20 protein-coding genes are annotated in these 22,082 nt (G+C 54.9%); 11 read left to right on the top strand and 9 right to left on the bottom strand.

Features of this window, described 5'->3' with window-relative positions; genetic code table 11:
- Positions 1 to 85: 85 nt before the first annotated feature.
- From AUQ43_RS08970 to AUQ43_RS08940, 7 genes are all read right to left on the bottom strand, one after another.
- Complete coding sequence (locus AUQ43_RS08970) at positions 86 to 1,387, bottom strand: esterase-like activity of phytase family protein (RefSeq protein ID WP_062955910.1); 1,302 nt, start codon at positions 1,385 to 1,387, stop codon at positions 86 to 88.
- A gap of 166 nt (positions 1,388 to 1,553) precedes the next feature.
- A complete protein-coding gene (locus AUQ43_RS08965) occupies positions 1,554 to 2,159 on the bottom strand; it encodes a flavin reductase family protein (RefSeq protein ID WP_062955909.1) in 606 nt (201 codons plus the stop codon).
- Positions 2,160 to 2,236: 77 nt separating this feature from the next.
- Positions 2,237 to 3,526: an amidohydrolase family protein gene (locus AUQ43_RS08960; RefSeq protein ID WP_062955908.1), complete on the bottom strand. Its 1,290-nt coding sequence runs from the start codon at positions 3,524 to 3,526 to the stop codon at positions 2,237 to 2,239.
- 48 nt (positions 3,527 to 3,574) lie between these two features.
- Positions 3,575 to 4,516 (bottom strand): ABC transporter permease, encoded by a 942-nt coding sequence (locus AUQ43_RS08955; protein ID WP_062955907.1) that lies wholly within the window; start codon positions 4,514 to 4,516, stop codon positions 3,575 to 3,577.
- Between the two features lie 11 nt (positions 4,517 to 4,527).
- A complete protein-coding gene (locus tag AUQ43_RS08950) occupies positions 4,528 to 5,598 on the bottom strand; it encodes an ABC transporter permease (protein ID WP_062955906.1) in 1,071 nt (356 codons plus the stop codon).
- Positions 5,595 to 7,202 carry an ABC transporter ATP-binding protein gene (locus AUQ43_RS08945; RefSeq protein WP_062955905.1) on the bottom strand — a complete coding sequence of 536 codons (1,608 nt, stop codon included), beginning with the start codon at positions 7,200 to 7,202 and terminating at the stop codon, positions 5,595 to 5,597. Before AUQ43_RS08945 ends, AUQ43_RS08950 begins: the two co-directional genes overlap by 4 nt.
- 146 nt (positions 7,203 to 7,348) lie before the next feature.
- The gene (locus AUQ43_RS08940) at positions 7,349 to 8,356 is read right to left on the bottom strand and encodes a BMP family protein (protein ID WP_062955904.1); all 1,008 of its coding nucleotides are present in this window, start codon (positions 8,354 to 8,356) and stop codon (positions 7,349 to 7,351) included.
- A gap of 475 nt (positions 8,357 to 8,831) precedes the next feature.
- On the opposite strand from AUQ43_RS08940, the gene AUQ43_RS08935 reads away from it, so the two are divergent.
- Both AUQ43_RS08935 and AUQ43_RS08930 read left to right on the top strand, forming a co-directional pair.
- Positions 8,832 to 9,932 carry a site-specific DNA-methyltransferase gene (locus AUQ43_RS08935; protein WP_062955903.1) on the top strand — a complete coding sequence of 367 codons (1,101 nt, stop codon included), beginning with the start codon at positions 8,832 to 8,834 and terminating at the stop codon, positions 9,930 to 9,932.
- A gap of 142 nt (positions 9,933 to 10,074) precedes the next feature.
- Positions 10,075 to 10,284, top strand: coding sequence for a hypothetical protein (locus tag AUQ43_RS08930; RefSeq protein ID WP_232310642.1), 210 nt, complete (start codon positions 10,075 to 10,077; stop codon positions 10,282 to 10,284).
- Between the two features lie 93 nt (positions 10,285 to 10,377).
- On the opposite strand, the gene mutY is transcribed toward AUQ43_RS08930, so the two are convergent.
- On the bottom strand, positions 10,378 to 11,457 hold the full coding sequence (mutY, locus tag AUQ43_RS08925) for an A/G-specific adenine glycosylase (RefSeq protein ID WP_084272037.1): 1,080 nt from the start codon (positions 11,455 to 11,457) through the stop codon (positions 10,378 to 10,380).
- Positions 11,458 to 11,517: 60 nt separating this feature from the next.
- On the opposite strand from mutY, the gene AUQ43_RS08920 reads away from it, so the two are divergent.
- The 9 genes from AUQ43_RS08920 (at position 11,518) to AUQ43_RS08880 (ending at position 20,927) form a co-directional block, all read left to right on the top strand.
- Positions 11,518 to 12,129: a DUF721 domain-containing protein gene (locus tag AUQ43_RS08920; protein ID WP_062956044.1), complete on the top strand. Its 612-nt coding sequence runs from the start codon at positions 11,518 to 11,520 to the stop codon at positions 12,127 to 12,129.
- Positions 12,130 to 12,361: 232 nt separating this feature from the next.
- Positions 12,362 to 12,958, top strand: coding sequence for a DsbA family protein (locus tag AUQ43_RS08915; protein ID WP_062955900.1), 597 nt, complete (start codon positions 12,362 to 12,364; stop codon positions 12,956 to 12,958).
- A gap of 73 nt (positions 12,959 to 13,031) precedes the next feature.
- Positions 13,032 to 16,565 (top strand): chromosome segregation protein SMC, encoded by a 3,534-nt coding sequence (gene smc / locus AUQ43_RS08910; RefSeq protein WP_062955899.1) that lies wholly within the window; start codon positions 13,032 to 13,034, stop codon positions 16,563 to 16,565.
- Between the two features lie 108 nt (positions 16,566 to 16,673).
- Entirely contained in the window at positions 16,674 to 18,005 is a 1,332-nt protein-coding gene (locus AUQ43_RS08905) for a bifunctional 2-polyprenyl-6-hydroxyphenol methylase/3-demethylubiquinol 3-O-methyltransferase UbiG (RefSeq protein ID WP_062955898.1), read from the top strand.
- Between the two features lie 459 nt (positions 18,006 to 18,464).
- The gene (locus AUQ43_RS20540) at positions 18,465 to 18,830 is read left to right on the top strand and encodes an AtpZ/AtpI family protein (RefSeq protein WP_062955897.1); all 366 of its coding nucleotides are present in this window, start codon (positions 18,465 to 18,467) and stop codon (positions 18,828 to 18,830) included.
- Positions 18,831 to 18,851: 21 nt separating this feature from the next.
- Entirely contained in the window at positions 18,852 to 19,574 is a 723-nt protein-coding gene (locus AUQ43_RS08895; RefSeq protein WP_008889876.1) for a F0F1 ATP synthase subunit A, read from the top strand.
- A 60-nt stretch (positions 19,575 to 19,634) separates the two neighbouring features.
- A complete protein-coding gene (locus AUQ43_RS08890; RefSeq protein WP_007089066.1) occupies positions 19,635 to 19,859 on the top strand; it encodes an ATP synthase subunit C family protein in 225 nt (74 codons plus the stop codon).
- 74 nt (positions 19,860 to 19,933) lie between these two features.
- Positions 19,934 to 20,419: a hypothetical protein gene (locus AUQ43_RS08885; protein WP_062955896.1), complete on the top strand. Its 486-nt coding sequence runs from the start codon at positions 19,934 to 19,936 to the stop codon at positions 20,417 to 20,419.
- A 4-nt stretch (positions 20,420 to 20,423) separates the two neighbouring features.
- Positions 20,424 to 20,927: a F0F1 ATP synthase subunit B gene (locus AUQ43_RS08880; RefSeq protein ID WP_062955895.1), complete on the top strand. Its 504-nt coding sequence runs from the start codon at positions 20,424 to 20,426 to the stop codon at positions 20,925 to 20,927.
- 77 nt (positions 20,928 to 21,004) lie between these two features.
- Here the strand turns inward: AUQ43_RS08880 and AUQ43_RS08875 are convergent, their stop codons facing one another.
- The gene (locus AUQ43_RS08875; protein ID WP_062955894.1) at positions 21,005 to 21,964 is read right to left on the bottom strand and encodes a glutathione S-transferase family protein; all 960 of its coding nucleotides are present in this window, start codon (positions 21,962 to 21,964) and stop codon (positions 21,005 to 21,007) included.
- Positions 21,965 to 22,082 lie beyond the last annotated feature (118 nt).

The raw sequence follows: 22,082 nt of genomic DNA, 5'->3' as shown, positions 1-22,082 counted from the left end.
TTTACGCCGTTTTGACCCAATAAAAAAGCGGGAAAGCTGCATGACAGCTTTCCCGCCCGTGATTGCCGGCTTGAGAAGCAAAAACTCAGAATTTGTCAGCCTGAACCAGACCGTCGATCAGCAGAACCTTGGTCGGATCGCCTTTGATGCCAAAATCATTATCGTTGATCATCGCAAGCGCGCCGTCCCCCATGATGGCCAGGCCTTCAAGCTTGTTCGGGGCTTCCGGGTAATCGGCACTGTCGAAACGCAGCGTCTTGGAAACCGCGACCAGATCAATGCTGCCAAGGTCGTTTTGTTGTTCCAGTGTCGGGCTGGTGGACATGTCGTCCCAACGGGTGGCAAGGATGTTGGTCGCCCCGCTCAGTTCGACTTCGTGTAGCTTGGTGGTCTTGTTGGTGCGTTCCAGCACCAGAAGACGGTCATTACCAAGGGCCAGAACTTCGGAAATGCGCGGAGAATTCTGTTTCTCGGAGGGATCGTTGCGGAAGGTCTGCGGGTCATCAAGCTGGTAGATATATTCACCGCTCAGCTTTGAAGATTTACGATCATAGACAAACAGACGGGTGTTCTTTGCCTTGGTGTAGGCAGCCTTGTCCGGGTTCGCCAGCGGGTTCTGAACCATGAAATACAGTTTGCTTTCATCTGGCGAAACGGCCATCGATTCAATGCCACGGTTGGTCTGGCGCTTCACGAGGATGGCCGGAAGGCCGCCACTGACCTTATAGGCAGAACCTTCGAAGTCCTTTTCCGAGCCGGCTGGAACGATACGTTCAATAACTGTACCGTCAGCCGCGACATGCAGGATCGACGGACCGTTCTCTTCACCGATCCAATATGACCCATCGCTCAGACGAATAATGCCCTCGGCATCGATCGAGGAAACCGACTGTTCAAGCATATTGCCATTGGCATCAACCGGTTTTTCGGTTTTGGCGACGGTCAACTTGTTGGTAAGACCGGTCAACGGCACACCGTTCTGGTCCTTGATGGTAATGACATCCTTGATGTCAAAGCTGCCATCGTCATTCAGGAAGATGGTGTAGATCGAGGGCGAATAATCCGGGGTCGGATAGACGCGAACTTTCGCACCTTTGCAGACCTGATCGGCGGGTACGCCCAGAACCACTTCGACGTTTGCGCAGGTAAAATTCGGACCACGGTCAGACACTGCATAGAACATGTTGCCCGGATCGCTTGGCCGACGATAGGCACCAGAGCCGAGACCAATGGTCAAATCACGGGCCTTGCCGCCTTCGACCATGATGGTCGACAGGTTGTTGATCGCGCTTTTGGTTTCAAAAACCTTGGCTTCGCCTGCCATGACAGAGCCCGCCACCAAACTGGCGGCTACGCCGATTAGGCCGGCTGCAAATGACCGTTTCATTTCTGGGAATCCCCTGGAAAAATTTCACAAAAACATGCAGCTCAAGCCCGTCATGTTCGGGCGAGCTGTGTTCTTGTTCACACTAAGGGGTCTGTGTGACAGTTTGGTTGCGCTTGAGCGTCGCTTTGATGAAACAAATCAGGCGCTTGGCGGCAACTGCTACCGACTATTTCCAGAAATCCTCTCGGCGGACCGTGAAAGTTTCCGATACGCTGGCATATTCCTGATAGCCAAGGCGTGCGAGTGGTTCAAACAGGGTGACATCGACCATGCCATCGCGAATGATTGAATCATCAATATGCAGACCAATGACAGTACCAATCACCATAGCGCAAGGATGTTGCGGACTGGGGCTTGGCAGGTCAACGATCTGGAACACCTTGCATTCCATGTGGATCGGCACCCCCTTGATCAGGTGCGGTTTGACACACTTGGCGGGCAATTTTTCCAAGCCAGCATATTCAAACTCGTCCTCACCCGGCGGCAAGGGGGCTGAAGAAAAGTTAAGTTCTTTCAGCATCGCCTTTGGGGCAACGCCAACCACGAATTCACCTGTGTCACGGGCATTGCGCAAACTGTCGACAGAGCCACCTGATGAAAACATCACCATTGGCGGGTTGCCATGCACTGCATTGAAAAATGAATAGGGGGCCAGGTTGGGCCGACCATTGGGGTCAACGGTCGACACCCAGCCAATCGGACGCGGAGCCACACAGGCCTTGAATGGATCATGTGGCAAGTTATGCGCGGTTTTTCCAGGTTCGTAGAACATGGTGCATCCTGATGTGTTTGCGTGTTTCTTATCCGCGAACTGCGCCCGTTTGGATCACAAGAAGTTATCCGGATCTGTTATTGGCGCGGGGCATATGCATGTTCTCGTACATGATCCGGTCGGTCGGCAAGGTGCAGGCGCGTTTGGGCCATCGGTGTTTCGGCTATGATCTTGCCATGCTTGATCACAAACAGGCGGTTGGCGCGCATGCGGATGGCTTCAATCGTGTCGCGGGCCTGAAGGATGACGAAGTCCGCGTTATTGCCGACCTCAATCCCGTAACCTTCAAGACCCATGATCTTTGCAGGTTCGGTGGTGACGGCATCAAAGCAGGCGCGGATATCATCGCGCGACGTCATCTGGGCCACATGCAGCCCCATCGATGCAACTTCAAGCATGTCGCCCGATCCCATGGAATACCAGGGATCCATCACACAGTCATGACCGAATGCCACGGTCAGCCCGGCCTTGCGGAGCTCCGGCACGCGGGTCATGCCGCGCCGCTTGGGATAGGTATCGTGGCGGCCCTGCAGGGTGATGTTGATCAGCGGGTTGGCGATGGCGGAAACTTCCGCCTCTGCCATCAGGGCGATCAGCTTGGACACATAGTAATTGTCCATCGAGTGCATCGATGTCAGGTGTGATCCGGCTACCCGGCCCTGAAGCCCCAAACGTTGTGTTTCATAGGTCAGCATTTCGATATGACGCGACAGCGGATCATCCGACTCATCGCAATGCATGTCGACCATAAGCCCGCGTTTGGCCGCCATTTCGCAAAGCTCTTTGATGCTTTGTGCACCATCGGCCATGGTGCGTTCGAAATGCGGAATGCCACCCACAACATCAACACCCTTATCAAGGGCGCGGATGGTGTTTTCCTTGGCGGTCGGGCTGCGCAAATAACCATCCTGCGGGAAGGCAACAAGTTGCAGATCGATATAGGGTGCGACCTGCTTTTTGACTTCCAGCAACGCATCAACCGCAAGCAAACGGTCATCGCAAACATCCACATGGGTGCGGATGGCAAGCAGGCCCTTGGATACTGCCAGATCGCAGTATTTAAGCGCGCGTTCAATCACCGCTTCGGCGGTCAGAAGTGGTTTCAGTTCGCCCCACAACGCGATGCCTTCAAGCAACGTGCCCGACTCATTCATGCGCGGCAGACCCAGTGACAGGGTCGCATCCATATGGAAATGGCTGTCGACGAAGGGCGGGCTGACCAGCATGCCGCCGCAATCAAGCACCTCGACCGCCGGAACATCAATATGACTGGCGATCTCGACGATCTTGCCATTCTGGCAGGCAATATCGACGCCGGTCTGGCCGTTGGCGATATTGGCGTTTTTCAGGATCAGATCGGGTTGCATGATGTCATCCTTGGTCTGGTGGTGGCAGTCACAAACGGGTTGTAGTGCTTAACGTTGTCCCTTGAACCATGGCACAAGAAGCGCCTTGGGGTAATCGGCTTTGCGGGCCACAACAATAAGCGCAATGATCGACAGGATATAGGGCATCATCAGGAAGACCTGCGATGGCAGGAATGCGCCGACCTCGGTCTGCAAACGCACCTGAAACGCGTCAAATGCCCCAAACAGCAACGCCCCGATCAATGCCTTGCCCGGTCGCCAGCTGGCAAACACGGTCAGCGCGATACAGACCCAGCCACGGCCATTGATCATGCCAAAGAAGAACGCATCAAAGGCCGACATGGTCAGGAAAGCCCCGCCCAATGCCATCAGCGATGATCCGACAACGACCGCACCAATGCGAAGGCCATAAACCGAAAGTCCCTGTGCCTCGACCGAGGACGGGTTGTCACCAACAGCCCTGATCGCAAGACCAAGCGGTGTGCGATACAAAACCCAGCCGGTGACAAACACCAGAACAAGGGCCAGCATCGTCATGGCCGTTTGCGAAAACAGCGCCTGTCCGATGAAGGGCAGGTCTGAAAGAAACGGGATATCAAGCGGACGGAACGGTTCGATGCGCGGCGGGGACGAAACATCGGGCAATGCCGTGCGATAGGTGAAATATGACAAACTGGTCGCAAGCAACGTCACCCCGATGCCCGACACATGCTGGCTTAGCCCCAGCGGCACAGTCAGGATCGCATGGATCAGGCCAAAGAAGCCACCCGCAAGGGCTGCAACCAATACACCACCCCAAAGACCGGCACCCAGCCATACAGCCATCCAGCCCGCCATGGCACCGGCGGTAAAGATGCCCTCGATCCCAAGGTTAAGCACACCGGCGCGTTCGCAAATCAATGCGCCCAACACGCCAAATATCAACGGGGTTGCAATGCGAATGGCGGCTTCCCAGAAGCTGGCGGCAAGAAGAATATCAATGATTTCCATGGTCTTTCCCCTTAGCCCTGCGCCGATTTGCGATCAAAGTGAACCCTAAACCGGGTCAGGAACCCGCCGATCAAAACGCACAGCAACGCCATGGCAACGATCAGATCAGCGAGATAGCTTGAAACGCCAATCGCGCGGCTCATGGAATCTGCACCGACAAAGACCGATGCAACGAAAAGCGCCGATGCAATTACCCCGATGGGCGACAGACGTGCCAGCATCGCGACCACAATTCCGGCATAGCCATATCCGGGCGACAGGTCAGTTGCGAGGTAACCACGCGTGCCAGCCACTTCCGATACCCCGGCAAGACCGGCCAAACCACCTGACAGGGCGGCAACAAGGATCATGGTTTTGGTCACCGAAATGCCGGAAAATTTGGCAGCTGCGGCATTTTCCCCCACCGCACGAATTTCAAAGCCCCATACCGTACGCTTGACGAAAATCGCCAGCGCAATGGCCGAAACAAGTGCGATGAGAAGCCCGATATGTACCCGCATGCGTTCAAGAAGGGCCGGGAAGGCCGCACTATCAATGATCGGTTCGGACTGTGGCCAGCCCATCGACATCGGGTCTTTAAGCGCCCCTTCAAGCATCATCTGCACGAACAACAATACGATGAAGTTCAAAAGAAGGGTGGTGACGACCTCGTCCACACCAAGGCGGGTCTTCAAAAGCGTCGGACCAATCAGCATCAACGCACCAGCAGCCATGCCAGCGATAATCACGACCGGGATCATCACCCAGCTTGGCCCGTCAATCACACCGGAACCAACGGCAACTGCGGCCATGGCCCCCATGTAAAGCTGGCCTTCGGCACCGATATTCCAAAGCTTGGCGCGGAATGCGATGGCGGCCGCAAGCCCGGTCAGGATCAGCGGGGTGGCGCGGGTCAGCATTTCCGAGGTTGAGAACACTGATCCAAAGGCACCACTGATCATAAGGCCATAGGCCTCAATAATCGGTGCACCGGCAAGCGCCAGCGGAATGGCGGCGAGAAGTATGGCAATCGTCGCGGCCAGAACCGGCACGCCATAAACAAGAAGCGGGCCGGGATTGCTGCGCGGTTCAAAGCGGATCATGCCGTTTCTCCCGGTTTGGTGGTCGTCGTGCCATCGGGGGCATGCGGGGCGGCTTTCTGTCCGGCCATCATCAGGCCAAGCTCGGACCTGTCAATGCTGTCGGTTGGCATGGCGGGCGTTATGTGCCCGGCATGGATCACGGCGATCTGGTCGGAAATGGTCAGAAGTTCATCAAGGTCTTCGGAAATCAGAATGACCGCCGCCCCACCCTGACGGGCTTCCAGCAAGCGGCGATGGACTTCTGATTGCGCACCAACATCAAGGCCACGCGATGGTTGGTTGGCAAGGATCAGCTTGGGTGATTTTTCCAGAACACGTGCCAGGATCAGTTTTTGGATATTCCCACCCGACAAAAGACGGGCAGGCGCATCAGGACCCGGGCAGCGCACGTCATAATCGGCAATGGCATGCTCGGCCCGTGTGCGGATGGCGTCGAAATCAAGGAAGCCGAGTTTTTGGTATTCCGGGCTTCGGACATCTTCGATCGCGATATTTTCAGCCACGGTCATCGACCCGACCATACCGTCATGATGGCGATCTTCGGGGATGCGCGCGATGCCGTTTTGGGCGAATGTGTGGGCATCGAATTTGGTGATTGTTTCGCCAAATATCTCGACTGTGCCGCTATCGGGTTTATCAAGGCCTGCGATCAGTTGCGCGAGCGCCGCCTGGCCATTGCCTGACACCCCGGCGATGCCAAGGATTTCTCCCTCGCGGGCGGTGACATTCACCCCATGCAGGGACCGGCGGGAATCCCCGCGATCAATTATGACGTCTGCAAGCGTTATCACCGGTTTTCCGGCCTCGCGCGGTGTGCGGCGGCTGGCAGGAACTTCGCGACCGACCATCAGTTCAGCGATGGATTTGTGGTTCGCGTCGCTTGTTTTCATTTCGCCAACCTTGGCCCCGCCGCGCAGCACCGCAATCCGGTGCGATACGGCAAGAACTTCGGCCAGTTTGTGGGCGATGATAATCACCGCAAGGCCGGTTGCGGCAAGTTTGCGCAGGATGGCAAACAGGCTGTCGGCTTCTTGCGGGGTCAGAACAGCGGTCGGTTCATCTAGAACCAGCAACCGCGCATCGCGATAAAGCGCCTTGAGGATTTCTACGCGCTGCTTTTCGCCAACAGTCAGTTTGTGGACCGGTTGATCCAGATCGACATTAAGCCCCGATCCGGCCATCAGTTCACCAAGCTTTGCTCGCGCCGTGCTGCGATCACGACGGAGCCTGAAAATCGGTTCGGTCCCAAGGACGATGTTATCAAGACCGGTCAGGTTTTCAGCAAGTGTGAAATGCTGATGAACCATGCCGATCCCGGCATCAAGGGCTGCCTGCGGGGCGCCCGGTTCAAGCTGCTCAAGATCGCCATCGCGACCGGCAACCGTAACGGTGCCTTCGTCTGCGACATAGTGACCGAACAGAATATTCATCAAGGTGGTTTTGCCAGCGCCGTTTTCGCCAAGAAGGGCGACGATTTCGCCCTTGTGAACGGTCAGATCAATGGCGTCATTGGCAACCAGCGGGCCAAATCTTTTGGTGACACCTGCCAGCGACAGCAGCAGGTCTTGCGACGTTTCAGAAGATGTGTGCGCAGCAGATGACATTCGGGTAATCCGTTTTGTTTTTATGCGTCACGCTGTGGGGCAGTGGGCGTATGCGGGGCGGGATCGGGTTAGTACCCTATCATGTCGTAAACAACAAAGGGCAGTTCGATTATGTAACCGAACTGCCCAATGATTTCAGCGAAATCTTACATCGATGATTTCGGTTCTTCGTCGTTTACTTCGACAGTGAAGGACCCATCAAGGATTTCAGCCTGCTTGGCTTCGACTTCTTCGACCGTACCGTCCGGCAGCAGGGCCGGATCAAGAACGACGGAACCGCCGCCGAATTCCATGTAGCTGTATTTGCCGTAATCTTCGGCTTTGAATTCACCGGCTTTGACCGCTTCGATCGCGTGGTCAATGGTCGCTTCCATATGCCACAGTGCCGAACCCAGAATGGTGCCCGGATAATCAGCCGCAGTGTCGATCACGTTACCAACAGCCAGAATTCCGCGTTCCTTGGCCGCATCGGATACGCCAAAGCGTTCGGCATACATGATGTCCGCGCCATTATCGATCATGGCAAAGGCTGCTTCTTTGGCCTTGGGCGGGTCATACCAGCTGTTGATGAAGGTCACCATGAATTCGACATCGGGATTAACCGATTTGGCACCAGCCATGAAGGCATGCATCAAACGGTTCACTTCCGGGATGGCAAAGCCGCCAACCATGCCGATCTTGTTGGTTTCGGTCGCCTTGCCAGCGGCCATGCCGACAAGGTAGCTCGGCTCATGGATGAAGTTATCAAAGACCGAGAAGTTTTCCCCGTCCGGCGCAAAGCTTGACCCCATCAGAAATGCAGTTTCCGGATAGTCAGCAGCAACCTTGCGGGCAGCGCGTTCGACACCAAAGACTTCACCAACGATCAGATCAGAACCGTTTTCGGCATATTCGCGCATGACGCGCTCATAGTCGGTGTTGGCGACGTTTTCGGAAAACTCATAGGAAATATCGCCGCGTGCTTCGGCAGCGTTGAGCGCCTTGTGAATGCGCGATACCCACTGCTGTTCGACCGGAACGGTGTAGATCGCCGAAACTTTCAGCGGATCAGCGGCCTCTGCCGGTGCGCCAAAGCCAAACGAAACCACTGCGGCTGCGCCGGCGATGGCTGACAGCATGGCACGACGCGTTAGGCGGAAAGTACCAGACTTCATTTTTGTCCCCCTGCGGATTATTGCCGTTATACGAAACTCAACCTTTTGCATAGATTGTGTGCAGATTGTATACGCGATCACAAAAGAGGCAAAGCACCTTCTGTCCAAATGGTCAGTTTTCCACTTTTTGGTGTAACTATTTGGGAATACGCGGGCTTTAAACCAAATCCTCGGGCGGAATTGGCTGAGGTTTAATCAGTCCATCAAGGAACACGTTTTTCTGAGCGTCGATTTCCACCCCGTCGAATGCCATTGGCCCACGGAGTCCCCGACATATTCCGGTGCATTTAAGAATTGCGTTTGTCGCGGCAAATCTTCCGGTTTTTCGACCATAGCCGTTAAGATTGTCTAAACAGGCGACGCACTTTCTAAGACAATGCGAATCCTTGAAAAATTTCGGAGTCGGTTAACTCTTTCATTAACTATTTCGGTTGATGCTTTCATCAAGATTTCAAGGGGGAACCTAGAAGGCATCATGACAAAAAAGACATCTTTACCACTTGATCAGGTGATGGTTGGCGATTGCATCGAACTGATGAACAGCCTGCCGGAAAAATCCGTCGATCTGATTTTTGCCGATCCGCCCTACAACCTTCAGCTTGGTGGGGATCTGCTGCGCCCGAACAATTCCAAGGTCGACGCTGTCGACGATCATTGGGATCAGTTCGACAGCTTCCGTCACTATGACGAGTTCACCCGCGACTGGCTGACGGCAGCACGCCGTGTTCTTAAGGATACCGGTGCGATTTGGGTGATCGGGTCGTATCACAACATTTATCGCGTTGGTAACACGCTTCAGGACATCGGTTATTGGATCCTCAATGACATTGTCTGGCGCAAAACCAACCCGATGCCGAACTTCCGCGGCAAGCGTTTCTGCAACGCGCACGAGACCCTTCTGTGGTGCTCGAAAAGCGAAGAGCAAAAGGCGATCACCTTTAATTACGAAGCGATGAAGCAGCTTAATGAAGGCTTGCAGATGCGCTCTGACTGGTTGATGCCGATTTGCTCTGGCTCGGAGCGTCTTAAGGACGACAAGGGCAAGAAGGTCCATCCGACCCAGAAGCCCGAAGCACTGTTGCAGCGTGTTCTGATGGCAACCACCCGTCAGGGTGACGTGGTGCTTGATCCGTTCTTTGGTACGGGAACGACCGGCGCGGCTGCACGACGCCTTGGCCGTCACTTCATCGGTTTGGAACGCGAAGAAAGCTATGCCGAGGCCGCGCGTGATCGCATTGCCAAGGTCCAGATGCTGGATGGCGACAGCCTTGAGTTGACCGAGTCGAAGCGTTCCTTGCCGCGTATTCCGTTCGGTGCTGTGATCGAACGTGGCCTGCTTTCGCCGGGCGACAAGATCTATGACAACCGGGGCAATGTCGCTGCCATGGTACGTGCCGACGGGTCCATCAGTCACAAGGACAATGCCGGTTCGATCCATCAGGTTGGCGCACATGTGCAGGGCGCACAGGCTTGTAATGGTTGGACTTATTGGCATTACAAGTGCGATGGCCGACTGGTTTCGATCGACAATCTGCGTAGTCAGCTACGCAAGGAAATGGGTCAGGTCCCCGCCTGAGCCTGACCGGAAAATTCCGACTAGATCATTGATGCCCAAAAAAAACCGGCGTGGTTGCGAAACCCGCCGGTTTTGCTTTTGCGCAAAATTCTTGCTATATTACGATCATCAAACTTATCCGCAAGGATAGATGGAGAAGAACATGCAAGCAGGTGCAGTAGGGGGTGCCGCATACGCACCCAACCCGGTCCAAATTCAGCAGGCCACAGCGCCGATTGCTGAAACGGGTAACAATGACCTGAACACACCGCCGACACAGCGGGTAGAGCAAACAGCAGAAGCTGAAACGTCGCAGCAGGCCGCACCGACCCCGACAGAGGGCCGTGGACAGGTAATCGACATCTACGCCTGATCGCGCCGCGCGATGAAAGAAAAAGACAAAGGCCCGTGGTTTTGACCACGGGCCTTTTTAATTACGCAGGTTTTATACGACAGAGCTGCCAGATCAGGCTGGCCCGTATTTGAGGGCATGACGGACGATCTTTTTCATGACGGTCGGCAGGGCAAAGTCCGACAGCCCGTCAATTGTTGTCCAGCTGCCGTCAAGTTTATCTGCCTCCTCAACGGGCAGGGTGGTCGCAAGCACGCTGACATTCAGATGAAAGTGCGTGAAGGTGTGGCCAACCGTGCCGTCAAGCTCTGCCCACTTGGCCGACACCGGTGCTTCGGACAGCATCACATCATCAGGCGTTTCAATCGCGCGCCAGTCGCTTCCGGGGACTTCATACAAGCCACCAAGCAATCCCTTTTCCGGGCGGCGCCGCACAAGAATGCGACCATCGTCTTCGCGCCGGATCCAAAACGCATAACCGACCCGTGTTGGTTTCGGTTCTTTTTTGCGTTTTTTGGGAAGCTCTGGCGCAATGCCTGATTTGCGTCCCTCGCAATCGGCCTGCCACGGGCAAATGCCGCATGCCGGATTGCGCGGCGTGCATACCGTTGCACCCAAATCCATCAATGCCTGGGCATAATCACCCGGGCGATCAGTCGGGGTTAGGGCGGCTGACTTTTCCTTGATTTCGGGTTTGACGTCAGGCAGTGGCGTTTCCAGTGCAAACAACCGAGAAATCACCCGTTCAATATTTCCATCAACCGGGCTTGCATGGCGGTTAAAGGCAATGGCGGCAACCGCGCAGGCGGTATAGGGACCAATACCCGGCAGCTTCAACAAGCCGTCCTCGGTATCGGGAAAAACGCCGTCATATTCGGATGCAACAACCTTGGCGCATTTATGCAGGTTGCGCGCCCGCGCATAATATCCAAGCCCTTGCCAGGCATGCAGCACATCATCAAGTTCTGCATTGGCAAGATCAGTCACCGTCGGCCAACGTTTCAAGAAGGCAGCAAAATAAGGCCCCACCGTCTGCACGGTGGTTTGTTGCAGCATGATTTCGCTGAGCCAGACATGATAGGGATCTGGCGTCTCGCCTGGTTCTGATCGCCAGGGCAGGGTGCGGTGATGGCGGTCGTACCATTCAAGCATGCTTGCTGCGAGGCGTTGGGTATCCTGATGGGTGAAATGCACGTCGATCCCGTGTTATGTTGTTTTTCGGACTTTGAAGCAGACCCTACGAAAGAAGCGGGCGTGAGCAAGAAAAAAGATAGTGTAGGTACGAAAAGTGGCTCGATGCTGGATCAGCCATCCAAAACCGTTGCACCTAAAAAGAAGCAGGCATTCACACCGCTTGGCAGCTCAGAACGTCGCATGGGGCTTCGCAATGTCGCCCCGCTTGTTGGCAATCTGACCCGGCCGCTGGTGCGTAAACGTGGCTTCTTCCAAACCGAAATCATCCTGCATTGGGCCGAGATCGTCGGGCGTGACCTTGAAAAATACACCATGCCGTTGAAATACAGCCCCCCGCCCAAGGAAAGTATCGCCGGTGGCACCTTGCTGATCCGGGTTGTTGGTCCGGTAGCCCTTGAATTGCAACACCGTATGCCGCAAATCATCGAGCGGGTGAACAGCTATTTCGGCTATCGTGCGATCAACAAGATCACGATGCTTCAGGGTGATATTTCGCGCCCCGAACGCACAGTCCATCGCCCGACCGAAGTCCCCGAAGCCGACATCAGCCCAACCAGTCAGGCCGATCTCGAAAAGATCGAAGATCCCCATCTGCGTGAAGTGCTTGCACGGCTTGGCCGACATATCGCCGGGGCAAGTGGCGGGTTGCGGCCCAAAACCGGCAAGAAATAAGGCATTTGATGCAGTTCGCGGGTGCCCGCGCTCCCATGTTTGGCGATCACGCCCTGTTGTGTTGCGTGTCGGTAATAATCGAATCAGTTTTCTTAAATGAACGATCACGGAGTTGCCGCAATTGCGCGCCAACTTGGCGACTCGTTGGTGGCATAGCCGTTTTCGGGGGTGTGTTGACTCCCGCGCTGCAACAGGCTTGTAATCACAAAACTTTGTTTTAACGGAGGTTTCCTTGCTAAAGGCAGTTAAGTTTCTTGCTGGTGCGTTTTTGATGATGGTCGGGCTTGCAAGCGCCCAACAGGCACAAGCAGTAGAGTGGAAAGAACATGTGATGGGTGACGAGAATGCGCCGGTCACGATGATTGAATATGCATCTTTGACCTGCCCGCATTGCGCGTCCTTCCACAACGAGGTTCTGCCTGAGATCAAGGAAAAGCTGATTGATACCGGCAAACTGAAGCTGATCTATCGCGACTATCCGCTTGACGGTGTTGCGTTGCGTGCTGCTGCCATTGCGCAGTGCGCGGGCGAAGATCGCTATTTCGGTGTTCTGGGCATGCTGTTCAAATCCCAGATGACCTGGGCACGTTCGCAGGACCCGGTCGCCAGTATCAAGGAAGTGGTGCGCTTTGCAGGCATGACCGGCGATGCGGTGGATGCCTGTATTGCCGATCAGGAACTGATTGATGGTATCGTTGGTTCGCGCATGACTGGCGAACAGGAATTCAATGTCAGCTCCACGCCAAGCTTCATCCTTGATGGAGAGCTAATTGAGGGTTCGCGCGAAGCAGAACTCTTTGTTGAAAAAGTCGAAGACCTTATCGACTAAATAAAACAATCCTGTCGAACACCGTATCTGCGGTGTTCGGCAACAGGGGACAGGGTCGGACCGGGGGACATGATTGGTCCAGTTTAAATCGCTAAAGCTGACGGGGTTTAAATCCTTCGTCGATTCAACAGATCTACTCGTTGAAGACGGGCTGACCGGTGTTGTCGGCCCGAACGGCTGTGGCAAATCCAATCTTGTCGAAGCACTGCGCTGGGTGATGGGTGAAACATCGGCCAAGCAGATGCGCGGGTCCGACATGTCCGACGTGATTTTTGGCGGCACTTCGAGCCGTCCGGCACGTAACGTGGCGGAAGTATCGGTTACCCTTGATAACAGCGAGCGCAAGGCGCCCGCGATGTTCAATGACTTTGACATGCTTGAAGTCACGCGCCGTATCGAACGTGGTGGCGGGTCGAATTACCGCGTGAATGGCAAGGATGTTCGTGCCCGTGATGTGCAGCTGTTGTTTGCTGATGCCGCGACCGGCGCACGATCAAACGCCATGGTTTCCCAAGGCAAGATTGGCGCTCTGATCGGGGCCAAACCGATCCAGCGTCGCCTGATCCTTGAAGAAGCTGCGGGCATCACAGGCCTGCATTCGCGCCGCCATGAGGCGGAACTCAGGCTTAAGAACGCCGAACAGAATATGGAACGTCTCGAAGACGTTCTTTTGCAGCTTGATGGCCAGATCGCCTCCCTGCAAAAACAGGCAAGACAGGCCGAACGTTATCGCAAACTCTCCGAAAGTGTCCGCCAGACCGAGGCATTGCTGTTCCACATCCGCTGGACCGAAGCCCAGAAACGTCAGGATGACGCTCGTGAGTTGCTGGTCGCAGGCGAAAGCGCCGTGCGCGACCTGACATCGTCGGTGACCGAGGCAACAACTGTTCAGGCCCACGTGGCTGCAAGCCTTCCCGATCTACGCAAAAAAGAATCTGAGGCGGCAGCAGCCCTTCAGCGCCTTTTGATCGAACGCGAAGGTCTTGATAAGGACAAGGCCCAGATTGAAACCCAGATGGGCCAATTGCGCGCACGCATCCAGCAGATTGACGCCGACCTTGCCCGCGAGGCGGAATTGGCAAGTGACGCGGAAGGCGCACTTAAAAAACTGAAGGACGAGCGCGAAGAACTGAGCGAGGCGCAGGGCGGCGAAGACGACGCCCTTGATGAAGCCCGCGAGGTCGCATCTGAAAAGGCCCTTCGTGTTGAGGAGCTGGAAACAGAAGTTGATGCACTGACCAACAAGGTCGCCGAAGAAGAGGCGCGCCTGAAATCGGTTCAGCAGCGACTGAGTGAACTTAATGCACGCCGTTCGCGCCTGACGGAACGCCACGACGAAGCTGTTGCAAAGCTTGATGACATCCGCATCGAGGCTGATTTTTCCGAAGCCCTTGAAGAAGCAAGCATGCATCTTGAAGAGTGCGAGGAGCTTGTTGAACAGCGCAAAATGGCGGTCGAAGAGGCGGAAATGCGCCTTGCTGAAATGCGGGATCGCGAAGATGGCTTGAAAACCGCTGAAAGCGATGCGCGCGATGCGCTGCGTGACGCCGAAAGCCGAAAGGCCCGCCTGACAGCGGAAATAGAGGCGCTTGAAAGCCTTTTGCGCGGCGGTGATGATGACAAGTATCCCGGCGTGATTGAAAACATCACGGTACAAGGCGGGTTTGAACTTGCCATGGCGGCTGCGCTTGGCGAGGACCTTGATGCCCCCGATGCAACTGATGCCGCCATGCATTGGGCAACCATTGATCCGGCAACCGATGACCCGGCCCTGCCTGATGGTGTCACAGCACTTGCAAAATATGTCGAGGCACCCGCCCTTTTAAACCGTCGTCTTTGGCAGATCGGCATTGTCGATGATGAGGCGACCGGTAACTTCCTTGCCAAGAACCTTAAGGTTGGCCAGCGGCTTGTGTCGCGCGACGGTGCACTTTGGCGGTGGGATGGCTATCGCATTCTTGCCGGGGCTGAATTACCCGCCGCCGTGCGGCTGCGTCAGCGCAACCGCCTTGAGGAACTGCGCGGTGAACTTGAAGAAGCTGATGCGGTGGTTGAAGCTGCGAGCGAGCGCGCCGAGATCGCCAGTGAAAATGTCGAACGCCTTGATGAAGAAATAGAGGCAGCTCGAGCGGCGGAGCAGGAAGCTCATAGGGCGGTGCGCGATGCGGAAAATGCCGCGTCATCCGCGCGTGAGGAAATCGCCAATATCAAACGCGATGCCAGCGCCATCGAAAGCCGCCTTCAGAACGCCGAAGAAGCCGAAAAGCGCGCCAAGCAGGATCTTGATGAGCTGATTGCCGAACAGGAAGAGCTTGCGGCCCTGCCAGAGGAAAGCAGTGAGGGCCTGATGGAAATCAAGGCCGAAATGATCGAGAAACGCGCAAATCTGGCCGATGCGCGTGCCGATCACATGGAAGCCCGCAGCCAGCTTGAACGCATGCAAAGCACCATGTCGGGCCGGCGGAAGCGTCTTGAATTTGTTGAAAACGAAATTGCCACCTGGAACGAACGTGCATCGGGGGCGGGTGAACGGGTTGCCGAACTGCGCGAACGCCAGGAAGAAGCCCGCATGGAGATCGAGGAGCTTGAACTAAAGCCCGAAGAGATCGAAGAACGCCGTGCAATCCTGTCAGACCGGATCGAGCTTTCTGACGCGACCCGTAAAGAAGCCGCTGATGAACTGCAACGCGCCGAAAACGCCCAACGCGAGGCCGATCAGAACCTGCGCGAAGCAGAACAAAAACTGGCCGAAGCCCGTGAGGGGCGCGTGCGCTGCGAAGCCCTGCTGGAACAAGCTGAGCAACATCGCCGTGACCTGATTGAACGTATCCGTGAACGGGTTAATGCAACGCCAGACCAGTTGGTGGAGCTTGGCCAAATTGATCTGACCAAGGACCTGCCAAGCGAAGGCGATATCGAAGCCCGTCTGCAACGCCAGACCCGTGAACGTGAAAATCTGGGGGCGGTCAACCTGCGTGCAGAGGTCGAACTGGCCGAAATGCAGGAACAGAAAGACACCATGGTGTCCGAACGCGATGATTTGATTGCTGCCATTGAAAAGCTGCGCAATGGCATCAACCAGCTCAACCGCGAAGCTCGTGCACGTTTGAAAGCTGCCTTCGATGAAGTCGACAAGCACTTCCAGCAACTGTTTGTCCGCCTGTTTGGCGGTGGTGGTGCGCATCTGATGTTGACCGACGCGGACGATCCGCTTGAAGCCGGGCTGGAAATCATGGCATCCCCGCCGGGCAAGAAGCTCCAGCATCTTTCGCTGCTTTCGGGTGGTGAACAGGCCCTGACTGCTGTGGCATTGCTGTTTGCGGTCTTCCTGACCAACCCGGCACCGATATGTGTGCTTGACGAGGTCGACGCACCACTTGATGACGCCAACGTGGACCGCTTCTGCAAGCTGTTGGAAGCCATCGGCCGACATGCCAATACCCGCTTCCTGGTTATCACGCACCACCGTATGACCATGGCACGTATGAACCGCCTGTTTGGCGTGACCATGGCCGAACGCGGTGTGTCCTCTCTGGTCTCGGTCGACCTGCATCAGGCAGAAGTCTATTCCAAAAAAGAACAGACCGAACTCGACTTCACCAGCTAAGACCCACAACATCGGCTACAGGCCGCCCGGTTCTTGAGCAGTTTATTAATAAACTGATAGGGCACCCGATGCTAAACATCATAGAAACTCAATGATGGTGAAGGCCGAATGTCCCAGAAAGTGCGCGAGCTGTATGAGCTGTTTCCCTATCCCCTGCGTGATCCGCAGCAGGAAAAAGACCGTCTGTTAATGCCGCCACTTGATACACTCTCGCGGGTTAATCATTACTGCTTTGGCGGGGCCAAGGACTTCGACGACAGCTTTCGCGCCCTTGTGGCAGGTGGCGGAACCGGTGATTCGATGATCTGGTTGGCAGAACAGCTACGTGACGTTGGTGGATCGGTAACCTATCTTGAACCATCAAGCGCCAGCACAAAGGTCGCCCGGGCACGGGCCGAGGCACGCGGTCTTTCAAATGTCAGCTTTGTTAATCAGACGATCTCAGAGTTTGCCAAATCCAAACCCGAAGCGTTCGATTACATCAATTGCGCCGGTGTCTTGCATCACCTTGAAGACCCGGAAGAAGGCCTGCGGGATCTGACATCTGTGCTTAAGGCCGATGGGGCGATGGGCATCATGGTTTACGGCGAACATGGCCGTCTTGCCGTGACAGAATGGCGCAAAATGATCGAGCCATTGCTGGAAGGCAAAGACCTGCCGCAGCAGCTTGAGATGACGCGTACGTTGCTCTCGGCCCTGCCCGAAGACAACATGTTGCTTAAAATGGGCGGCTGCCCGGGCTTTATCAAAGGTCTGCTTGAAAACGATCCGGAAATTGTCGACCTGCTGCTGCATCCCGTTGAATGTGCCTATGACGTCCATGGTGTTTATCGCTTTGCGTCTTCGGCAGAACTGCATGTTGCGGCCTTTACCGGTTTCTTCGGGTTCGGTGGCACGGGCAAGGCCCATTACAACATTGAAAATCTGGTCCGTGATCCGGCGTTGCTGCGTGAACTGGCGGCAAAGCCGCTATGTGATCAACAGGCATTCTGCGAACGCTTCAGTGGCGCGATGCCACTTCATGCATTTTATCTGACGCGTGAAGACAAGGGCCAAACGACCGAAGTTCTGCCGGATGCGGAACTGGCACCCTATTTCTTTGTTCCGCCAAACAAGACCTTCTTTGACGATCTGGTTGCGCTCGCAGGTCAGCCGGTCCTGATCGAAGATGGCAGTGGCAATGCGGTTGATCTGACAGGTGGGCCAGATTTGGCGCGCTTGTTGGCGGTCTTTGATGGCAAGAACACGGTCGCACAGATTGTTGCCATCCTGCGTGACGAAATCCTTGATACCCAGCCGATTGATATGAACTCAATTGCGGTCAATACGCTTGGCGCTGTTTGGGCACTGTTTCACAAGTTCGACTGGATGTTGGCTGCCAAACCGGATGGCTGGCAGAAAGTCGACGGTGAACGCACCCTGCGCGTGCGTAAGGTATGATCAACTGATGGCTGTCCTTGGTGACGGGAGTGACGGGAACTGAAGTCGCGGCCTGATGGTGAATCGGGAATGTGGCCACGGTTTAAACTGCCGATATTTCATGGTTTCGAAGAAATTCAGCTCTGATTCTGGCAAATTGTATGGTCTTGGGGAAAATCACCAAATTTGTCAGTCGGCACAGAAACCGCCGCCAAATCGGTGATAACCAAGGAAAACCGCCCGTTGCAGGCAAGTGGGGCAGTTCACTGTTAATTTAACCGATTGCGACTATTGCCTAACATCAAAAGTGTTTTCAATCACATTTGCTGGGTTAAGTATTTGAAATATATCATTTAACATCAGTTTTTAAAGCCAGCGCAGGGTGGGGTTTTACAGCTTGACAGCCCATGGGGTGCTAAGTATGTTGCCCGCGCATTTCCTTGCGACGTCTGCAGGGCTGCCAAAGCGGGGTTCACGACAATGAGCGATGATAAAGATCGCGCTTCATTAGCAGAGCTTGAAAGCAAACTGGCAGCAGTTACAGGCAAACGCAAAGACCTGCACAGCCCGAACCGGGCGACCGGCAAACCATCCCAAGGGATGGCGCTTGGCATGAGGATTTCGGCGGAAATGATCGCTGCGGTTCTTGTTGGCTTGCTGATCGGCTGGGCGCTGGATCGGGTGCTTGATACGACACCTTGGCTGCTTGTTCTGTTTGTTTTTCTCGGAGCAGGTGCCGGAGGTTTGAACGCTTATCGCGTTGCCAAGGGTTTTGACAGTGCTGTCGGACTTGGCCGTGCGATGGGGGAGCGCAAGCAGGGGAACGGGGACCAATCCGAACCCTGATAATATTGAGCGAGGATTACGGTGGCTGGACCGCTAGAGCAGTTTGAAATCAAGCCCTTGGCCGAACTTTCGGTTGCCGGCATTGATATTTCCTTCACCAACTCCGCACTTTGGATGGTGATCGCAGCCGTTCTCGTAACGGGCTTCATGACGCTTTCGATGCGTCGCGGCGCGCTGGTTCCGGGGCGCTGGCAGGGATCTGCCGAGGTGATGTACGAATTCGTCGCCAATATGCTCAAGGACAACGTGGGAAGCGCAGGTCGCAAATATTTCCCGTTCGTCTTTACGCTGTTTATGTTTGTTCTGTTCGGGAACCTGCTTGGCATGATCCCGCACAGCTTTACCTTTACGAGCCACATCGCCGTAACCTTTGCGATGGCTCTGGTGATCTTCCTCGGTGTGACGGTCATCGGCTTCATGCGTCATGGTACGCATTATCTTCGGATGTTCTTCCCTGAAGGTGCGCCGATTGCGACTGCGATCATTCTGATCCCGATCGAAATCATCTCCTATTTCTCTCGTCCGTTCAGCTTGGCGATCCGACTGTTTGCGAACATGACCGTCGGCCACATCATGCTGAAAGTTATCGGTGGGTTCGTTGGCCTGATTGGCATTCTCGGCGTGCTTCCGTTTGCTTTGCTGACGGGGATTACTGTTCTGGAGTTCGGCATTGCTGCGCTTCAGGCTTATGTCTACACAATTCTCACCTGCATCTATCTCCATGATGCAATCCACATGCACTGATGTGTGTGGTTTGGTGTGATCTCTTCTGATTGCCTTTAAGAAATTCGAAAGGGTGAAGTTATGGAACTCGATGCTGCTAAGATGATCGGTGCTGGCCTGGCTGCTATTGGCATGATTGGTGCCGGTATCGGTGTTGGTAACATCTGGTCGAGCCTGATTGCGACTGTTGGCCGTAACCCGGCTGCAAAAGGCGACGTTGAACTGTATGGCTGGATCGGCTTTGCTGTTACCGAAGCTATTGCACTGTTCGCACTCGTCGTTGCGCTGATCGTTCTGTTCGGCTAATCGGCGCCTTTTGCGCGAATACACGGCCCGGCGAGGCACTCCCTCGCCGGTCTCGTTGAATTCGGGAGTAGGCTATGCCGCAGTTTGATATTGCGACGTTCTCAGAACAGATTTTCTGGCTGTTCGTTATTTTCGCCATCTTGTATTTCCTGATGTCGAGAATCGCGCTGCCGAAAGTCGGTGAAGTTCTTGAACGCCGTCAAAAAACCATCGAAGACAACCTTGGCAAGGCTCGGGCGTTGAAAGACGAAACCGATGCCGCCATCGCGAAGTACGAGGCTGCTCTGGCAGAAGCTCGTGATGCTGCTCAGGCAGATATTCGCGAAGCATCGGAAAAGGCTGCTGCAGAGCAAGCCAAGAAAACCGAAGCTATGGTCAAGAAGCTGTCTAAAAAGACATCTGACGCCGAAAAGGCAATTGCGGACGCAAAAGCGGATGCGATGACGGGTGTTGCAGAAGCAGCATCGGAAATTGCCCGTGAAGCAACCGACAAACTTATCGGTGTCAAGGTTCAGGCCAAAACTGCCGACAAGGCTGTTTCGGCAATCGTAGGAGAGTAAGATAATGGCAACCCAAGAGGTTACTTTCCTTACCGATCCATACACCTGGACCACGCTTTCCTTCGTGCTGGTCGTCGGTTTTGGCGGTTTCAAAGCCGTCAAAGGGATCTCTGCTGCACTTGATAAACGTGCACAGAAGATTTCCGACGAACTGGACGAAGCACAGCGTCTTCGCGAAGAAGCCCAAGAGCTTCTGGCCAATTATCAGGCCAAACAGCGTGAAGCGCTTAAGGAAGCTGACGAAATCCGCGCGCATGCCAAGGTAGAAGCCGACCGTATGCTAGAGAGCGCCCAGGCAGAGTTGAAAGCGGCCCTTAAACGCCGTGAACAGCAGGCTCTGGATCGTATCTCCAACCTCGAAAGCCAGGCTATCGCCGAAGTTCGTGCGCATGTCGCCGAAATCGCAGCCAAGGCCACCACGGCACTTGTCAGCGACAAGGTTTCGGGTGCAAAGGCAGACGAGCTGGTTGATAGCGCGATCGCGGAAATCAAAGTTCGTCTGAACTGATTTTTCCGATTTTCGGAAATTAAAAACCCCGCAGCGATGCTGCGGGGTTTTTTGTTTTTCGATACCGGGTTTGGCGATCAGGACAGCTTTTCGCGACCATGTGGCGCATCCAGATCCATCACCGGGCCCAATGGAACCACACCAGATGGATTGATCGTCGGGTGGCTTTCGTAATAGTGGCCCTTGATATGGTCCATGAACACCGTCTGCTTGATACCGGGCTGCTGATACAGATCACGCGTATAGGCCCAAAGATTGGGATATTCATTCAGCTTGCGCAGATTGCATTTGAAATGCCCGTGATAAACCGGGTCAAAGCGCAGCAGGGTGGTAAACAGCCGCCAGTCTGCTTCTGTAAGCTGATTGCCAACAAGATAGCGCTGTTTGGACAGGCGGTCTTCCAGCCAGTCGAGCGCGTCAAATAGGGTGGTGACCGCCTCTTCATAGGCTGACTGTGTCGTGGCAAAGCCTGATTTGTACACGCCGTTATTCACGTCGTGGTAAACGCGCTCGTTCACCTTGTCGATTTCGGCCCGCAATGCTTCGGGATAGAAATCAACGTTGGTCGCGCCAAGGTCATCAAACGCACTGTTAAACATGCGAATGATTTCGGCAGACTCATTGCTGACCAGTTTGTTGGCCTTCTTGTCCCAGACGACAGGCACCGTGACGCGCCCTGTGTAATCGGAAATCGCGTCCGTATAGACCTGATGCATGAAGTCGCGGTCTTCAAGATGGTCGGGAAGCCCTGCGGTGCGATCAAACTCCCAACCGTTCTCACCCATATGCCAGTGCACGACCGATACGCTGATCATGTCTTCAAGCCCCTTCAGGGCGCGGAAAATCAGGGTGCGATGCGCCCAGGGGCAGGCATAGGACACATAAAGATGATAGCGGCCCTTTTCCGCGGGGAATTCTGCATCTGCATCAGCCGAGATCCAGTTGCGAAACGCTGATTCCTGACGCTTGAACTTTCCGCCGGTACTTTTGGTATCGTACCATTTGTCTTGCCATTTTCCGTCGACAAGTAATCCCATGTCCGTTTCCTTGCATGTTGTCGGCGCGGTGCCCTAGCGGCTGCAAAGGGCATATTGCGATTGTTGAGGTTTATTGTCCCGATTTCCGCGTTGAAGACAATCCGTTGATGTGACATTA

The sequence above is a fragment of the Thalassospira sp. MCCC 1A01148 genome (assembly GCF_001613795.1).
Classification (GTDB): domain Bacteria; phylum Pseudomonadota; class Alphaproteobacteria; order Rhodospirillales; family Thalassospiraceae; genus Thalassospira.
The sequence above is the reverse complement of the archived record's forward strand: the minus strand, read 5'-3'. Positions and strand labels throughout refer to the sequence as shown.